The organism is Bacteroidota bacterium (assembly GCA_016706865.1).
In the GTDB taxonomy this organism is placed as follows: Bacteria; Bacteroidota; Bacteroidia; order Chitinophagales; family BACL12; genus UBA7236.
The window spans coordinates 2337949-2357170 of record JADJIS010000003.1 but is presented as its reverse complement, the minus strand read 5'-3'; the positions used below and the strand labels follow the sequence as shown (position 1 = coordinate 2357170).

Here is a 19222-nt window from a genome sequence, read left to right as displayed (position 1 = left end):
TAATTTTGGCCTTTAATTTTGTGTTATGAGCGTTTTGAATACTGATTTAAAATTACCGGGAGCTAATTCAATTTATCACGGAAAAGTTAGGGATGTTTATACTATTAAAGATAAATATCTTGTAATGGTTGCGAGTGACCGAATTTCTGCATTTGATGTTATTTTGCCTCACCCTATTCCATTTAAAGGGCAGGTGCTCAATCAGTTGGCGGCATTTTTTTTAGAAGCTACAAAGGATATTGCTCCAAACTGGTTATTATCCGTTCCTGATCCCAGAGTTTCTATTGGAATAAAATGTTTGCCGGTAAAGGTGGAAATGGTGATTCGCGGATATTTGGCCGGACATGCATGGAGAGAATATAAATCCGGAAAAAGAATGATCTGTGGTGTTTTAATGCCGGATGGTTTGAAGGAGAATGATAAATTCCCGGAACCGATTATTACCCCTACATCAAAAGCAGATGCAGGACATGATGAGGATATTTCTAAGGAAGATATTTTAAAAAGTAATATCATAACACCCGACAAATATGAATTAATGGAATATTATACCCGCGAATTATTCAAAAAAGGAACGGAGATGGCAAAGGAACGCGGATTAATATTAGTAGATACAAAATACGAATTCGGTTTGCACGATGGAAAAATACTTTTGATGGATGAAATTCACACTCCCGATTCATCGCGTTATTTTTATTTGGAAGGATATGCGGAAAGACAAATTAATAACGAACATCAAAAACAATTATCGAAAGAATTTGTAAGAGAGTGGTTGATAGAAAATAATTTTATGGGAAAGGAAGGTCAAACAGTTCCAGAAATGGGAGAGGAGTGGCTAAAAACGATTTCCTCACGATATATTGAACTATATGAAATGGTAACAGGTAAAAAATTTATTCCTGTTGAAACTAATTCTGAATCCATAAGTTCCAATATTATAAATGGATTAAAAAAATTGGGAGTTGTTTGAGAGGAGAAAGGAGAAAGGAGAAAGGAGAGAGGAGAGAGGAGGCAGGAGAGAGGAGTAAGGAGTTTAAATTTCTTGCGAAATTTTGGGTATACCCATTTTTTGGATGTATGCCATTAGTGAGACCCTCGCTAAGAGCAAGAGCCTCACTGAAACCTTGTTGCAAACTCGGCCATTTGTATTCCTGTGTCCACTTTCCCTTGTCCTATATCAGTCCTACTTCCTATTTCCTACTTCCTACTTCCTATTTCTGCTAGTGCAAAAAAAATCCCGACCTTTTAAAGTCGAGATCTCAATATAAATTAATGTCTTATTTAGCAATAACCACTTGTTTATTTAATGTAAATCCATTTTGTTCTACACTTAATAAATAAATGCTGTTTGATATTCCGGAAATGTTTAGGTTAACAGTATAATTATTTTCTGTTACGGTAATAATATCTTCCAGAATTATATTTCCAAGCATATCAAATAATTTAATATTTGCTTGGCCTTCATTAAAGTTTTCGAGAGCAATGGTAAAATTATCGGAAGCAGGGTTCGGATAAATTGTGATCTGTGCATCAGCAATTGCATTTTCGTTTAAACGCAATAAAGTGGTAAATGATGCAGTGGCAGAATAATCAGAAAGTGTACCGGCAGCGCAAAGGCTTCTCACTTTATAATTGTAGGTGGTTCCGGGCGCTAAACCTGCTATTGTTTTAAAGTTGGATGTTGCATTTACAACAGTTGCGGTTCCTCCAACCGGTGCATAACTCACTTTATATTTAATTGCATCCGGATCTGCGGTCCAATGTAATTTAGCGGAAGTAGTTGTGATATTATCAGCAAATAATCCCGTAGGTGCTGAAGCGCAAGGAAAACATGAGGTGGTAAATGTTCCCATACTTGCAGGTGAAATTGCACCTGCACAGGTAGTAATTAATTTATAATCGTATGAGGTACATTCTGTTAATCCGGTTAATGTAACCGGTGGTGCAACAACCGGTACATTTATCCATGTTCCACCAGCGGTTGGGCGATATTTAAGAGTATATCCAGTGGCCCCTGCAACGGGAGTCCAATTGAAATTTGCAGTAGTTGTGCTTACTGTTGTCGTAATTCCGGTGGCAGCTTCACAAACAAATGCATCACCCGTTGTAGCAAGTGCTTCTTCCACAACATCGGGTGAAAATATGTATACAAATGCAATAGTTTCTGTTGCTCCTGCTGCAATGGTTGGAATGTAAAATGAAATTGAATTTGCTATATCACCTGTTGAACTTCCGATAATGGAATATCCGCTGGTTCCGTTCCAAACATCAGATGGTAACCCATCAGCAGTGGAAAAATTTCCATAAGATACTCTTGCATTGCTGTTTCTTGCGCCAATACCCAAATAACAACCGTAAGTTAATCCTTCTGAAGTTACAAGTGCATCGGAACCAATAGGTGGATTTGAAACTATAGTATTAGCAGTAGTAAAATCGGCACTCCAAGGTTGATCATTATCAGGATCGATATTACGCATATAATAAACATCATTTAATGCGGTTGCCCCTGTATTTGTAAGTGTAATTGTTGTGGTTAAAAATCGTTTGTTCGTTTTCACAACTGTTTTTTGCTGAATATTCAAACTAGGAGATACGATATTACCTTCCCAGGTAGCGGAAGAGGCAACGGGAGCGGTAGAATAATCGGTTAGTGAACCGGGTATATCACTACTGGCACATGATTGATCAGTATTTACCCAAACCGATGCGCCGATCTGAATTGCCCAGCCTTCAACAGGGGACCCTGGCACTGAATAATCACCACAATAAAGTGGAGACCCAATTTCCCATCCATCCATATCGCTGTCGGCAACAAAACTTACACCAGTACCCTCCGTTGGATGATAACCTACAGGAGGTAATGCGTCGGAACCAAAAGCACCGCAGGAATTAATACCGGCTTCCACATAAGTTCCCTTAATAAATACATTGGAGCCTACTATTTGGGCAAAAATTGTTTGGGAGGAGATAAACAGAAGGAGTGATAAAGTAAATATTTTCATATAGAAGTGTTTAATTATAATAAAGGTAAGGAATAATATGATACATAGTTAATCAGTCATTTATATAAAAATACTCAAATCTTGCTTATACCGATTCTAAGAACCAATATAGGAATGTTTCATCAACTTTCTACTTCATCAATCAATGGTTTGATGAAGATACAAAAATCAAAAATTATTGAACAAATGTTTTTTCAATCCTTACGTAATACACCTATGTCATTATTGCGAACCAAATTTTGTAATTTTGAATACTTAAATAAACCTTATTATTTAATTAAAATGACAAGCAATGTTTATAATTACTGATGACAATTTTTTTCAAGATATTGAAGCTCTAAATTTTGTTGAAGAGGTCCCTGATAAAAAATTATCTTATTTTGGTCCACTAAGTAAAATAAATTTCTTTGTTGGTGCAAATAACTCCGGAAAAAGCACATTCCTTAGGAATTTGCTTAATAAAACTTTTCATAAAGTTGTTCCTTCTTCACAAACAATAAACAATTTAGAATCTCTTAAAAAAGCAATAAAAGAAAATTTTAATAGATTTCAACCTGATGCGATTATTTCAATTAAGATAAGTGATGTTAGAAAAACAACTCCTTATGGCTCTTTTTTCGATGATAGATCACCTGCATTAAAGGATTATTTTAACAGTGGAAATATTGAGAATATAGAAATAAACAAGCAATATTTTCAAAACATTATAAAAAGTATTGAAAGTTTAAACGAAACATCGATCAATGTTTTTAATCGATCAATGGAGTATATAAATTCCCAATTACTTGTTGCGATTGAATTAGTAAATGACGAAGTAAGGCCAGTTTACCAAGAATATGCTCAGAGAAATGCAATTACATTATCCCTCTCAGATAGAAAAAATCTCGCCGAATATTGTAAAGAAATTTTGCCATTAATTCAGTATTACCTGGCAAATAAGATAATTTATGATTATCCTTCTGAACGAATTTACATCCCAATTCTTAGAACTTTAACAACACTTTTTAATGCTTCAAAAGGAACTGATGCGGGTAAGTTAACCACAAATATTTATGAAGGGACAATCCTTAAAAATTATTTTAAATATGGCGAGTTAAATGAAATAAAGATCAGTACAGGTTTAGATTTTTTCCAAGATATTTTATTTGCAAGAAATAATGAGAGAAAAATCCGCGCGGGGTTTGAGGCTTTTGAAAAGTTCTTGTCTAAAACTTTTTTCTCTGGTAAGGATGTTGATATTATTGCGAAACAAGCGCGTGAGGATCGAGAGAAGCATATTTATTTGTATTTGGATGAGGTGGAGCATGACATTCATAGATTCGGAGATGGAATTCAAGCCTGTATTTTATTATTATATCCAATTTTTACTGCAAAAGATGGCGCTTGGATTTTTATTGAAGAACCGGAATTAAATTTGCATCCAGGTTTTCAAAGAATATTACTAACTACACTTCTGAATAATATTGATCTAAATAAGAAAAATCTTAGGTATTTTATTACAACTCATTCCAACCATTTGCTAGACCTTACTTTAACTTACCAAACTGACCTTTCAATTTTTACTTTTAGAGAAAATAGATCCGGAGACAAAAGAGCCAGGCAAATTTCTAACGTAAAAAGTTCTGATATTGACGCTTTGGAATTATTAGGGGTGAATAATTCTTCTGTATATTTATCAAACTGTAGTGTTTGGGTTGAAGGACATTCTGACACATTATTTTTGCGAGCTTTCCTGAAGGCTTATGAAATATATTCAAATTCACCAGCTACTTTGAAGGAGGATTTACACTATTCATTTTTCGAATACAGTGGATCGAATGTCAGCCATTATTTATTTAGTGAAATTGATCACGAAGACGAAGAGGATAAAGCTAATATTGATGCCATTAAAGCGCGTTTTTTAAGCAATAAGATTTTGTTGATTGCTGATAGAGATTCGGATCAAGAAAGGAAACACAAGCTTCTAGCTGAAATGGAAAGCAAATATTTTACCTATGAAGCGCTTTCAGTTAGAGAAATTGAAAATTTACTCTCGCCACATGAGCTAAGAATTCTTTTGCCAATGTTACATGGCAAATTGAAATCATTAAATTGGGAAAGCTATAATCTTGACCAAAATGACTATCAAGCCCAATACCTCGGAGATTACTTAAAGATTAAATTGAAGGGTAAATTTCCGGAAGGATTAAGAGCAAAAAGCGGAACTATTAATTCATTTTATAAAAATAAACTTGCCAATTTAGTTGCACAAAATATATCTTGGGAGACTATGAGTGACCAAGCAAAATCAATAACAACAAAAGTTCATAAATTTATCACTGATAATAATTCTTTGTAAATCTCATCAAATTATATCTTGGGAATATTTTTTAAATAAATTTAATTGTTTACTTTAACTTTCAACTAATTAAGGGTAGAGACATTTGACTATTAAGTTTTATTTACCGTTGTTTTGTCAAAAACAAATCCTCCATAAATCTTAGATTTACCAAGGTTTGCAGAAGTATAAAGTGACCCGGATTGGATTCGAACCAATGACCCCCAGCTTAGAAGGCTGATGCTCTATCCAGCTGAGCTACCGGGCCGGAATGGCGCAAAGGTAATGGATTTTGGTGAAAATCAGAAAGCCAAATATCCAAATGCCACAGTTGGAACAGCAAAAAAGAACGCCCGTGCGTTTTTTATCGTATTGCCCTGCGGATAAGTTGAGGAGGAAATTTGATAGTCGCCACCCAATAATTCATTGTCGAAAGAGCTGTTTGTATGCGTATTATCTAAAAAATAACCGGCTTCTAACGATATATCCATGGTAACCTTATCCCAGAAGATTGTTTTAACTCCATAACTTAAGGAAATACCCATTGTAGTGCTTTGATCCCATTGATAATTGGCAAGTTCCTCAGGAACTTTATTTCTGCTGAATTCACTTTGCACCAACTCTGTAGAAAAAGAATAACGTGTAAAATACAAACCGAAATAAGTTCCAAGAGGGGCAGGGGTTGCTGTTGTATACATTTTATATCCCAACGATATCATATGTCCCTTGCTTTCAACGCCGATAAGATCAGTGAGATCATCATTAACAGAATAATAATTTATATTGGATGTATAATTAAAAGGATTATACCTTACAACCAATGAACCGCTGTTAAATAGTGTATATTCTACACTAACCTTAACTACATGTTTGAAAAGGAGTGGATCATTTCCTTCTGCATAGTGGTCATCTGCCAATGCATAACTGAAATATTTTGCAGCGATATTAGTAAGTGGTGAATAACCAAGTTCCGCCATAAACTTCTTCCCCTGGTATCCCACCGATTGCGCATTCATTTGTGTTACAAATAAAAATGGGATCAATAAATATATTATACGATTTTTCATTTTGTTGTGCGTTGGGATTTAATTTGAGGTGGTTGTGGTAACTGTGTTATTTGAATTTTTTGGTTCCGTGGAGATCTCATACAACATTTCGTAAGTATGCGAATTTAATATTGCCCTTGTATCATTATTGTCGAGGAATAAAAATTTTAATACGTTGGCTTCACGTGTCTTTACATTATATAAAAGACTAAGATAAAAGAACTCATATTCCGGTGAGGCTAATTCATATATGCCATAGGGTAATAAAGGCGGGAAGAATGGCGATAATGCAATATAAACCAATGGTCCTAAAATATTTTGTCTGTCGCGCATGGAAATAATGCCCGTCCATAAAAAATAATCGGTATTGTATTTATTGGCGATGGAATCTATCATGGCCTGATTATATCCCGGCATATTGATATTTCCAAAATCGAGTTGTTCAGAAAACCAGTCGTTAAGCTCCGTCATATCAGTGAACTTCTCGGCATCTGTATTTTCCAATGTTAAAGGGTCGATAATTTCAAGATCCATTTCCAATAATGCAGCATTGTCTTTCAGGATATCCATATAATTAATTTCTCCCTGTTCGCCGGAAACATATTCTATTCCTCCATTTTTACGCAGATCTATTCTTCTGTAAAAAGGATTTACCACCACTACTTTATCAATTCCGAGTTTGGAGGCATAAAAATAATCGCGTGTATCTCCTTTGTTCACATATTTTATCCCTGCTTTTTTATAGGCTTTTGCATTTGCTTCCCGTTCGTCGCGTTCAGCTACTGCATCGTTCCATAACTTACGGAATTCTTTGTTTTCCCAATAATCATAATAAGCGTAGAGCAAAGGTTTTTTGTATTTATCCGCTCTTATTTTTTCCGTTGATGCTCTTTTTGCTCTTACAGTAGCTAATTTGCGCGATTTTTTTGTGGACTTTTCACTAATGACCACTTTTATTTTTGGATTTGCGATATTTGATAAGGTATATAAACTATCTCTCGACACTGTTTTATCCTCATAAAAATCGTGTTCATCATTAAAATGATAAAAAACAAGGTCGTTCACCAAAGATTCACAAATTGGTAATATTTCTTTATCCTCAGGATATTTTAAATGTAAGTTAAAGGTATAGTTCAGCGACATTACATTTAATTCCACATCATTCATCGCCCACAATAAAAAATATAATTGTTGTTGTTCTCCCTCATAAGTTTCGAAACGGGCTTTTTCAGCATACACTTCATCATCCTTACTGTTTCTGAATTTCGTAAGTCCGGTAAGCGATTTTGCAATGATCTTTTCCAGATATTTATTTCCCGGTTCTTTTTGGAGGATGAGATAAGAAGAATAAATAGCATCCTGAAAATAATTATTGTGTAAATAAAACATCGGCAATTCATATCTTGCTATATTGCGCAATGCAAGAAATTTATTTTCAGAGATCAGATATGGTTCGCGATTATCGGTATTTACATTACGCATGAATTCGCGAACACCCTCTCTTCTTTCGGCTATACTTGGATGCGTGCTTTTATTCGCTTCTTTCGCCGAAACAGTTTCCGGTGTTCCGCTGATCTTTTTTACGGAATCCATTTTTAAATTCTTTGAAATAACATAATGAGGTCCTTCAAAAAATTCTATTGGGAAACTTACATTTTCATAGGGTAAATAGGAATATTTTAATACGTCGAATACAGCATCTAATGTACTAGTGTCAGCATAATATTTTGTTCTGATCAAAGTTTGAATACCGTAATCATCCGCCTCCGTTTCCAGTGTTTGTGAATACCTGTTTTTGGTGATCATGGTATTATCGAAAGAGGATTTTTTGAGCAAAGAATTTTTAGAACTTTTTTTATCAATCTCTGTGGCCTCCATATAAAAATCAAGACCGTGTTCACGTGCAATATGCCCAATTTCATGTCCCATTACATAAGCGAGTTGAGCTTCGTTGTCGAGCATGGCGATCAAGCCCATACTGATAAAAATATTTCCACCCGCGCCTGCAAATGCATTTACAACAGGTGAACGCAACAAATAAAAATGCACTCTGCTTCGTAATTCAGGATCACCTTTTAACAACTCATCTGCAATTGACTCCAGATAAGAATTGTATTCGGGATTATATAAAACCGTTCCGCTTCGCATCATCTCGTCGATTGAAAATCCGCTTTCCAAATAGTATTGTTGTTTGGTCTTTATTTCTTGTTTTGAAATGTCCGCTTCTATCAACTGAATTTCATCGTAATATTTTTCAGTGGAAGGGGTATACACTTCAGAAGGTAAGGTTCCTTTGTTTGTAATTCTTTGGTAGTCACCAGTGGTCTGACCAATGCAGAACTGTGCAATAATGCACAAAACGCCTGTCAATAAATACTTATTCATAATTGTGTGGATTAGAATTGTCTACAATATTAATAATTTTTAATGATGACGAGAAAATTAATGGCACAAAAAAAAGAGCGAGAGTATAAACCCCGCTCTTTCAATGTGTTAAAAAAATTATTTTACGGTTTGTCTTTTAATGTAAGATGTTTGATGCCAACGTTCCACATGGTAAAACTTATCCAATCGGCATCCTCCTGAATAATTTTTGCAAGTGGTTTTCCTGCACCATGTCCTGCCTCGGTATCAATGCGGATCAAACAAGGAGCACCGTCAGGAGCCTGTGCTGCTTGCAATGCTGCGGCATATTTAAAGGAGTGACCAGGAACTACACGATCGTCATGATCGGCTGTTGTAACCAAAGTTGCAGGATATTTTGTTCCTGCTTTTAAATTATGCAGTGGCGAATATTTATGTAAATAATTAAATGCCTCAGCAGAACTGTCGGCACAACCATATTCTGTTATCCAGCCATGTCCAACTGTAAATTTATGATAACGCAACATATCCATAACACCAACACCCGGTAAAGCAACTGCATAAAGATCGGGACGTTGTGTCATACACGCACCAACCAATAATCCGCCGTTACTTCTTCCTGAAATGGCGAGCTTGGTATTGGAAGTATATCCTTTATTAATTAAATATTCTGCAGCGGCAATAAAATCGTCGAAAACATTTTGTTTCTTTTCAAACATTGCAGCCTCATGCCAGGCTTCACCATATTCTGAACCTCCGCGAATATTTGCAACTGCATACACGAATCCTTGTTCAAGCATTGCTAAACGAGCAGTATTAAAATTTGGAGGAAGAGCGATATTAAATCCACCATAACCATATAATAAACATGGATTTTTTCCATCTAATTCAATTCCTTTTTTATGCACGATAAACATCGGAACTTTTGTACCATCTTTACTGGAATAAAATACTTGTTTCATCTCATAACCGGAAGCATCAAATTTTATTTCAGATTTTTTATACAGATCTAATTTCCCTGATTTGATATCATATTTATAAATGTCGGCCGGAGAAAGAAAAGTAGTAAAGGAAAAGAATACGAATTCATCATCTTTTTCACCATTAAATCCAGCAACATTTCCTCCAATTCCATCGTTGGGTAATGTGATCTGACGTTCCGCCTTTCCTGTTCTGGAAAATTGGAATACCACTGGGCGAACATCTTTTAAATAGGACGCAAATATTTTTCCCCCTGCTAAAGAAACATTACTTAATATTTCATCCTGTTCGGCGATAATCACTTTCCAGTTTTCAGGTTCCGGATTTTTTGGATCAACCTGAACCACTTTATAATTTGGTGCATTGTGATTGGTGAAAACAATTAATTTATCATCATCATTATCCAAAACAGTGTATTCATTTTCAAATCCTTCAAATAAGGTTTTAAAATTATCATTTGGAATTCGAAGGTCTTTCCATAAAATTGAACTTCCTGAAGTGCCAGGACTAATATTAATAAACAAATAACGTTCGTCTTCGGTTGTTTGTGCTCCCAAATAAAAAGTCGGATTTTTAGGATCCTTATAAATTAATTTATCTGTAGATTGCGGAGTTCCTAATTTATGAAAAAACACTTTTTGATTGATACTGTTTCCTGTAAATGTTTTGCTCGGTTTATCGTATGCACTATAATAAAATCCATCACCAACCCAGGCAGCACCACTAAATTTTGTCCATTCCAATTTGTCAGTTAAATATTCATTTTTTGCAACATCTTTAACCAATATATTACTCCAGTCGCTTCCTGCTCCGCTCTCTGTAATTGCAAGATATTTTCTGTCGTTGGAAAATCCAGCAAAATTCTGCACCAAAGTTCCACCTTCCGATAATTTATTCGGATCGATAAATACTTTTTCCGGGCCTTCTAATCCTTCGCGATAATATGATACACTTTGGTTTTGAACACCATCGTGTTTAGTATAAAAATAATATTTTCCCGATCTGTAAGGAACTCCCATTTTAGGATAATTAACCAATTCGGCAAGGCGTGTTTTTAACTGTTCGCGATATGGAATTTGCGCAAGATAATCGCCGGTAATATCATTTTCGGCAGTTACCCAGTTTCGCACAGCAGAATCTTCATTTGCTTCAGCTTCCAACCAACGATATGGATCGTTAACTGTGGTTCCAAAATAATTAGATGAAGAGTCAGTTGTTAAAGTTCCGGGATAAGTCACCTTTCCGGGACCCTGAACCACTTCCTCCGGTTCACTTTTGGTTTTACAGGAGATCATTGTTAAACATGCTGTAGCGATTAATAAATAGTTTTTCATTTGTGTAATATTTGCAGTAAAAATACGGGTTGCGAACTGAAGCCACAAGGATTAAAGCCTTATTTAACGTATTTTAATCAGCCGCGGCTGATTGATAATTGACAATTGATAATTGACAATTTTGTCGGCATGGAGCTGTTTGTTCCAATGAATAATTCAATAGGGAAAATGTTTTGATGAAAATGCGTTTTATTGATATTTATTGATTGTTCAAAAAAGGAGAGAGGAGAAAGGAGAGAGGAGTTTAAATTTCTTGCGAAATTTTTTTGGTTTATACCATTAGTGAGCCCCCCCCGGGGGGGGAAAGCCCCCCCAGCCCCGTATTAAGAAATTTGCAAAATTCCACTATTTGTTTTCCTGATACTAAAAAGGAGAAAGGAGAGAGGAGTTTAAATTTCTTGCGAAATTTTTTTGGTTTATACCATTAGTGAGACCCTCGCTGGGAGCGAGAGCCTCACTAGCTCCGTATTAAGAAATTTGCAAAATTCCACTATTTGTTTTCCTGATACTAAAAAGGAGAAAGGAGAGAGGAGAAAGGAGTTTAAATTTCTTGCGAAATTTTAGCAAAATCCCACCGTTTGTTTTCCTATGTCAATTTTACAATGTCCTATATCTGTCCTATGTCCTACGTCCTAGGTCCTATGTCCTATGTCCTTTATCCTATGTCCTGTGTCCAATCCTATGTCAATTTTACCATGTCCTATATCCAGTCCTATGTCCTTTATCCTATGTCCTATGTCCCCTTTAAAGCAAGCCACCTCATCATATCTTTCTTCGTAATTATGCCCATCAATTTATTATCCTGCACAACCGGTAAACTGCTGATCCAGTGGTCTTGCATAATTTTTAATGCGTCTTCAATTGCGGTGTCGGGAGTGATGGTGAGTATTTCTTTGCGCATTAATTTTTTAACGGGAATGGAATCTGTATTTTCCTGCGCTTCGTATAATTCTTTTAAATGTCCGGAAGTAATTACACCCATTAATTTCCCTTTTTTATCTTCTATAATTAAATGGTTTACGTCGTTCCACATCATAATATTTTTTACCAAAGCTATCGGATCGTCAGGATACACTGTTAAAACATCGGTGCTCATAAGTTGTTTGATAATGGTCATGTTACTTATTTGATGTTTCACGGCCTTTATAGTATCTATTGAATCCCAATTGCAAACAGGAGTATTCATTTGTTGATATGCGTGCATACTTTCGGTGATCACCTTTACGGCATCACTTACATTTATTTCTTTTTTTAATTTGCGAAAATTATTTACCTGCCATTGTGCGCCTGTATTAGTATGTAACCTTTTTTCTATAATGCCGAGGTATAAAAATATTTCCTCATCCGGAATTCCTGAAATCTTTAAACCTTCATGTGCAAGTGGCAATAATTCATTTAATATTAGATCTTTTGCAGATATTGCTTTATCCCTCCAAATAAAAACACTTTCAATTCCTGCACGGGCCGCTTTAAAAAAGTTGGATTTTACATCCTTAAAATCAAAGTGTTCCCATATTTTTTTTGTGTTTTCAGGTCTGGCTTTCATCAAGCCGATCCAGAATGCCATATTGGCAATTTCATCCTGAATAGTAGGCCCTGCGGGAACATATCTGTTCTCAATACGTAAATGTGGTTTATTATCAGAAATGCCATAACACATTCGATTCCAACGGTAAACGGTACCATTATGCAAACGCAATGCTTTCAATTCCGGTATCTTATTATTTTTAAGATCCTCCAATGAATTTTCATTTATTTCTGCAGGCATTAATACTTCAAAACGAGTTATATCTTCTTTGTAAATTTCTGTTATAGATTTATAGATCCAATCTTTTCCGAAAGTAACTCTTGGGCGTTGTTCTCTGAATTCATCAATGCTATGTCGTGTATCAATACTTTGTTGAAATAATGCGATGCGAATTTCACTCCATAATTCTTTTCCCAATAATAAAGGGGAATTAGAAGTTACTGCTAATACCGGCGCCGAAATTGCTAAAGCCCAATTATAAGCCGGCACAAAATCTTCGGGATTTATCTGCAAATGTGATTGAAAACTTGTATTGCAGGCTTCAAACATGATACTATCATGACGAATATGAATTTCATCCACCCCTTTTAAATACAGGTCGAATTTTCTTCCACGTAAATTGCGCAATTTTTTACTTAAATGATGATAGCGGTCAAGTGGAGTTAAATAATCAAGTGTAATTTCATTTCTCGAAATTGTAGGTAATATTCCCGCCAAAACGAGTTTTGAATTTAATTTTTCTGCAGATCTTTGTGCCCGGAAAAATTTTTCTGAAAGATCTTTTTCAATGGCTAAAAAACAACCGGCCTTTAATTCAATAGGGTGTAAATTTATTTCAAGGTTGTATTTTGCAAGTTCAGTTGTAAAACAAGGATCATTAATATCCGCCAATATTTCCAAAGAATTATTGGCAGGTTTCCATTCTTCATTAACAATACAGATCTCCTGTTCAGCACCTATTCTTTCAATATCTCCGTCAAATGCATGATCATTAACCATTTGTTCTAATGCTTCAATGTCGTTGAGTAATGCATTTACAAATTGCATGTATTTGCTCTTGGTCCCCTTAATTTTGGCATTAGTATCTCCCATGGTGCAGTCTTAATCCTCAAATGTAAAATTAAACTATCCCAAATAAAGTGATATTAATCATTAATAGTTGAAATAGTTGCATTAAATTTTCTAAAATTGCAGAACTAAAGGGGTGTATGGATCAATCAGAAGAACAATCACTTGCCAAAATCCAAATTGAATCAAGCTGGAAGCAAAAATTAAGAAAGGAATTTTTTTCGCCTTATTTTCAGCAGATAAAACATTTCCTGGAAAGCGAAAAACAAAAAGGTCAGCTTGTTTATCCTCCCGGCAAATGGATATTCAATGCCTATAATTTAACACCTTTTGACAAAGTAAAAGTGGTAATTCTTGGTCAGGATCCTTACCATGGCCCGGGACAAGCTCATGGTCTATGTTTTAGTGTTCAACGGGGTGTAAAACCACCACCATCCCTTGTAAATATTTTTAAAGAATTAAAAACGGACCTCAATATAGACCCTCCTCAACATGGTTCTTTGGAAAGTTGGGCTGAACAGGGCGTGTTTTTATTGAATGCGATACTCACCGTGGAAAAGGATAAACCCGCCAGTCATCAACATATTGGCTGGCAAAACTTTACAGATGCAACCATTCAGCAACTCAATGCAGAGCGCAGAAATCTTGTTTTTTTGTTATGGGGGAATTACGCCCAACAAAAGGCATCGATGATAGATCCTGAAAAACATTTGATCCTTAAAACCACACATCCCTCTCCCTTTAGTGCTTATAATGGTTTTTTGGGTTCAAAACACTTCAGTAAAACAAATGATTATTTGCGTTTGCATGGTATAGATCCTGTTGATTGGAGTATAAAACAAGGATAAGGTTTAATTAGGTAAACATTGGTGATTTAGGTTTAGCCCGGAGTGTAAAATTCAATAATTGGTTAAATTTTTATCGCCATATCAATAATTTTATTAATTTCGAATAACAATATTCAATTGTATAAAATTTTTTTTTTGAAAAATCAGCGATCCACAGGCATAGTTAGATCGTTTATTTATTTACCATAAAACTTTTGATCATGAAAAAAAATCTGATTTTTGGAATTTCCTGTTTAATAATCACACAAATGTATGCACAGGTCAGTGCTGTTAAATTACCGTTTTATGGATACGACTATTTAGCCACGGTAAACGAAAAATTATTATTTTTTGCAAACGATGGCACAAATCCGGAAGATTACGAATTGTGGTCGAGCGACGGAACTGAAGCAGGAACAGTTTTGGTGAAAGATATTAATCCGGGAACAAGCGGAAGTATTTTGGATAATAGTTATTGGGGGCCACAATATACCGATCGTATGCCGGTAGTTTTTAATAATGAATTATATTTTCTTGCCTACGACTTTGCTCATGGTATGGAAATTTGGAAAACGGATGGCACGGAGGCCGGAACACACATATTAAAGGATATTAATCCCGGCCCTTATGGATTTTTTGATCCGGAATTTAATTATCCTTATTTTACCGAATTGGATGGGGAATTATTTTTTGCCGCCAACGACGGCACTCACGGATTTGAACTCTGGAAAACCGATGGAAGCGAAGGTGGCACTGAAATGGTAAAAGATATTTCGGTGGATGGAATTTATGGATCTAATCCCGAACATCTGATAAATTTTAACGGCACTTTAATTTTTACCGCACGTGATGATGTTTATGGATATGAAATTTATAAAAGTGATGGAACCGGTGCCGGAACAATGATCATAAAAGATATAGTTCCGGGAATAAATGGCGCGATGAATAATGGATATGCCAGCAGTATCGATCCTCAATTTACTGTGATTGATAACTATTTATATTTTACCGGTAGAATAGATGAAACATTACCTGTTTTATATTATTTATACCGAACTGATGGAACAGCAGCCGGAACTATAACTTTAAATAATACCTTGCAAAATGTTACCGGGTTTACAAACTTTAACGACGACTGTTATTTTTATGCCTTTGATGGTGATTATTATAATTCTGCTTTTTGGAAAAGTGATGGAACACCTGGTGGAACGGAGATTATAGAAACAGATAATGAAATTCAGGCCATGTTTACCTCCAGATCTATTTACAATAAAAATGGATCATTATATTTTTACGGAAATGCAGAAGGATTTACTAAATATGGATTATGCAAAAGTGATGGCACCACTGCAGGAACTTCTATGATATATGAACTGGAAGGATTAGGTTCTGTTCCTGAAATTTCAAATTTTAACAGCGAAGATGACCGACCCGAATTTTATTGCCGTGCACTCGTAAAAGTTTCGGACTTTGCAATGCAAAATCGCATTATGCAGTGCAGTGGATCAGCAGCATCAACAATTATTTATCCGGGAGCTTCTCCATTCAGAACAACCGCATTTTTGGATGGTGATGTATATTTTTTTGGTATAGACACTACCGGGGATGAAAATTGGGGTTTATTTAAATTGGAGCCTATGCTTGTAGAAAATATAGTAGGTTCAAATTCTTTTGATCCATTATCTATTTATCCAAATCCAACTTCCGATAATATATTCATCACCCTGCCTGATAATATTAAAAATGGCGAATATGTTGTTTATGATATGAATGGAAAAAAAGTAATAGACCAACAAAATTTTTCAGGTGATGATTTAACTTTGACAACAAGGAGCCTCGATAATGGATTGTATTTTATTCAGTTACGGACAGCTGAAAATTCGTATTCCGGTTCATTTATGATATTAAAAGAATAATTTTATTTGCTAAGAAACAGGTTTTTTTAATGAAAGAGTAAACATATTTTTGCATTATACACCTATGCAAAATAAGGTGCTACTATTACTTTAATGTTGCGTTTACCCACAGAACTTGTAAGTTTGGATTTTGTATCAGATCAGTAAAACCACGACTTTTAATACTATTTCAACATGAAAATCAAAAACCTGATCGCCGGAATTTTAATAATGAGTTGTATTCCCGGTATTACTCAGAAGATAAATACAGATAGTTTACGAAATGTGGTATCATTAAATGTAAAGGATACCAATACTGTTGTTGCCTATCGAATGTTGGCAGGTCTAGTGGTACATCAGGATCAGCAGGAAGCATTGGAGTTTGCAAGAAAAGGAGTTGAACTCGGAAAAGAAATTAGCTGGAATAAAGGGATTGCGGGTTGTTATTTAAATATATCGGTGGCTTATGGGTTTGCTGCCAAATTTGATTCTTCATTGATATTTCAGGACTCCGCACTTATTTATGCTTATAAAGAGAAGGAACCTAAACGTTTGGCGCTTATCTATTTAAATAAAGCGGATATATATATGCAGTTGCGAATATTTGATAAGGCACTGCAATATTGTGATTCGTCATCCGTATACGCTGAAATTGCAAATAACGATGATAGAAAAGCACGGATATTTCAAACGATCGGTTCCATATATTATTATCAGGAATTGTATGATAAAAGTGTTGAATATTATAATAAAGCTTTAGTGCTTTATAATAAGATCAATAATATGGCAATGGCCTCAATTGTAATTAATAACCTCGCCAACATCTATAAACATCAAAAAAATTATGATCTCGCATTAAAAAACTTGTTTTCAGCAATTAATATTGGGGATAGTATTAACGATTTGAATAACATGTCGATGTATCATGGCAATATTGGGGATGTTTATATGGAACAAAATAAATATACTGAAGCAGAAAGATATTATTCCATGGGACTTAAATTCGCCCTTGGCCAGCGTGATAGTAATGATATTGCGCGAAACTATTCTCAACTGGCTGACGTGAATTTAAGTTTAAATAAGCCAGAACTGAGTATTCCATTCGCTACAAATGCATATAATATTGCAAAAAGAAATTTATATAACGAACATATTGCCTCCTCCAGCGATATTCTTTCCAGGGCTTATTATAAAACGGGAGATTATAAAATGGCATTCGACTTTCTTGAAATAAACAGAATCGTTAACGATACATTGAATAAACAACAATTCAATGCAGATATTATTGCCATGCAAACGCGATTTGATGTAACACAAAAGGAAAAGACCATTCAATTGTTGAATGAAAATGCTGCAATTCAGGAACAATTGATAAAACGAAAAAACAGTTTAAATTATATTCTTATAGCCGGATTTATTTTGCTGGCTATTTCCGCATTTACCATTTATAACAGGTATACACTAAAGCAACAATTAAAAGAATTTCAATTAAGAAACAGTATTGCCGCAGATCTGCATGATGATATCGGATCAACATTAAGCAGCATACGAATGTATAGTGATATTGTGAATGAAAAAATCAAAGAACAACATCCGGACGCATCTTCTCTTTTATCTATTATGAGCGAAAGCTCCAGGGAAATGATCGATAATATGAGTGATATAGTTTGGGCTATTAAACCATCAAACGATTCTTTTGAAAACATTGCAGATAGAATGTTCAATTTCGCTTCCGGCTTATGTAATACGCACAAAATTGAATTGCAAATGCCTGTATTTAAAGAATTGGAAAATATAAAAATAGGAATGGAAGAGCGACGTGATCTATATCTTATTTTTAAGGAGGCTCTTAATAATGCTGTTAAATATGCTACGGCTACTCAGATAAATATCAATTTTTCAAGATCAAAAGATATATTGATCATGTCGATAAAGGATAATGGTATTGGATTTGATCCGGAATCTAAACTTGATAGGTCGGGTGGCAACGGGCTTAAAAACATGAAAGAAAGAGCTGCGCTTCACAATTGGAAGTTAAATATTAATTCCGCCGCTGATAAAGGAACCGAGATTAAATTATTTATACATAATATTTAAAAATCTCATCTAAAAGAAAATAAACCATTAAAACATTTTCGAATAAAAGATGTTCTAATGGTTTTTTAATTTAATTAATTTAAAGATCCGGCTGTGGAGTTATACGTAAATAAGGTTTTATCTTTTTATATCCTTTAGGGAATTTTTTATAGGCATCTTCATCTGATACAGCAGGTACAATTATACAATCCTCCCCATTTTTCCAGTTTGCGGGAGTGGCAACACTATATTTTGCTGTTAATTGCAGCGAATCTATTACGCGTAATAATTCTGAGAAATTACGACCAGTTGATGCAGGATAAGTAAGTGTAAGTTTTATTTTTTTATCAGGCCCTATCACAAAAACTGATCTAACTGTGGTTTTTTCTGTTGCATTCGGATGTATCATATCATATAACATTGCGATTTTTTTATCTTCATCGGCGATCATCGGAAAATTTACAGTGGTATTTTGTGTTTCATTTATATCGTGCACCCATTTTTCGTGCGAATCCAGAGGATCAACACTTATTGCCAACACTTTTACCCCTCGTTTATCAAATTCACTTTTTATCGAGCTCATATATCCTAATTCAGTGGTGCAAACCGGAGTAAAGTCGGCGGGGTGAGAAAATAAAATTCCCCAGTTGTCGCCAAGCCATTGGTGAAACTGTAATGTTCCCTCGGTTGTTTCTGCCGTAAAATCGGGTGCGATATCGCCTAATCTTAATGCCATTTTGTAGGTTTTTTTGTTTAGTTAAATAGATAGTTTTTCAAAGTGCTA

At 35.0% G+C, this 19222-nt stretch carries 11 protein-coding genes and 1 tRNA gene; 5 read left to right on the top strand and 7 right to left on the bottom strand.

What is annotated here, in order from left to right:
• Positions 1–25: 25 nt before the first annotated feature.
• Entirely contained in the window at positions 26–970 is a 945-nt protein-coding gene (locus tag IPI31_19300; protein MBK7569965.1) for a phosphoribosylaminoimidazolesuccinocarboxamide synthase, read from the top strand.
• 307 nt (positions 971–1277) lie between these two features.
• On the opposite strand, the gene IPI31_19295 is transcribed toward IPI31_19300, so the two are convergent.
• Positions 1278–3002, bottom strand: coding sequence for a fibronectin type III domain-containing protein (locus IPI31_19295; protein MBK7569964.1), 1725 nt, complete (start codon positions 3000–3002; stop codon positions 1278–1280).
• Positions 3003–3294: 292 nt separating this feature from the next.
• On the opposite strand from IPI31_19295, the gene IPI31_19290 reads away from it, so the two are divergent.
• Complete coding sequence (locus IPI31_19290; GenBank protein MBK7569963.1) at positions 3295–5340, top strand: AAA family ATPase; 2046 nt, start codon at positions 3295–3297, stop codon at positions 5338–5340.
• Positions 5341–5513: 173 nt separating this feature from the next.
• Here the strand turns inward: IPI31_19290 and IPI31_19285 are convergent.
• From IPI31_19285 to IPI31_19265, 5 genes are all read right to left on the bottom strand, one after another.
• Positions 5514–5587: transfer RNA gene (locus IPI31_19285), tRNA-Arg, on the bottom strand.
• A gap of 34 nt (positions 5588–5621) precedes the next feature.
• The gene (locus IPI31_19280; protein ID MBK7569962.1) at positions 5622–6386 is read right to left on the bottom strand and encodes a hypothetical protein; all 765 of its coding nucleotides are present in this window, start codon (positions 6384–6386) and stop codon (positions 5622–5624) included.
• 18 nt (positions 6387–6404) lie between these two features.
• Positions 6405–8750 (bottom strand): M48 family metallopeptidase, encoded by a 2346-nt coding sequence (locus tag IPI31_19275; protein ID MBK7569961.1) that lies wholly within the window; start codon positions 8748–8750, stop codon positions 6405–6407.
• A gap of 122 nt (positions 8751–8872) precedes the next feature.
• Positions 8873–11044, bottom strand: coding sequence for a S9 family peptidase (locus tag IPI31_19270; GenBank protein ID MBK7569960.1), 2172 nt, complete (start codon positions 11042–11044; stop codon positions 8873–8875).
• A gap of 733 nt (positions 11045–11777) precedes the next feature.
• On the bottom strand, positions 11778–13619 hold the full coding sequence (locus IPI31_19265) for a CBS domain-containing protein (protein MBK7569959.1): 1842 nt from the start codon (positions 13617–13619) through the stop codon (positions 11778–11780).
• A gap of 161 nt (positions 13620–13780) precedes the next feature.
• Between IPI31_19265 and ung the strand changes: the two genes are divergently transcribed.
• The 3 genes from ung (at position 13781) to IPI31_19250 (ending at position 18459) form a co-directional block, all read left to right on the top strand.
• A complete protein-coding gene (ung, locus tag IPI31_19260; GenBank protein ID MBK7569958.1) occupies positions 13781–14488 on the top strand; it encodes a uracil-DNA glycosylase in 708 nt (235 codons plus the stop codon).
• A 200-nt stretch (positions 14489–14688) separates the two neighbouring features.
• Positions 14689–16383 (top strand): T9SS type A sorting domain-containing protein, encoded by a 1695-nt coding sequence (locus IPI31_19255; GenBank protein MBK7569957.1) that lies wholly within the window; start codon positions 14689–14691, stop codon positions 16381–16383.
• 174 nt (positions 16384–16557) lie between these two features.
• Positions 16558–18459, top strand: a complete 1902-nt coding sequence (locus IPI31_19250; protein MBK7569956.1) for a tetratricopeptide repeat protein — start codon at positions 16558–16560, stop codon at positions 18457–18459.
• Between the two features lie 79 nt (positions 18460–18538).
• On the opposite strand, the gene IPI31_19245 is transcribed toward IPI31_19250, so the two are convergent.
• Entirely contained in the window at positions 18539–19174 is a 636-nt protein-coding gene (locus IPI31_19245) for a peroxiredoxin (protein MBK7569955.1), read from the bottom strand.
• Positions 19175–19222: the final 48 nt, after the last annotated feature.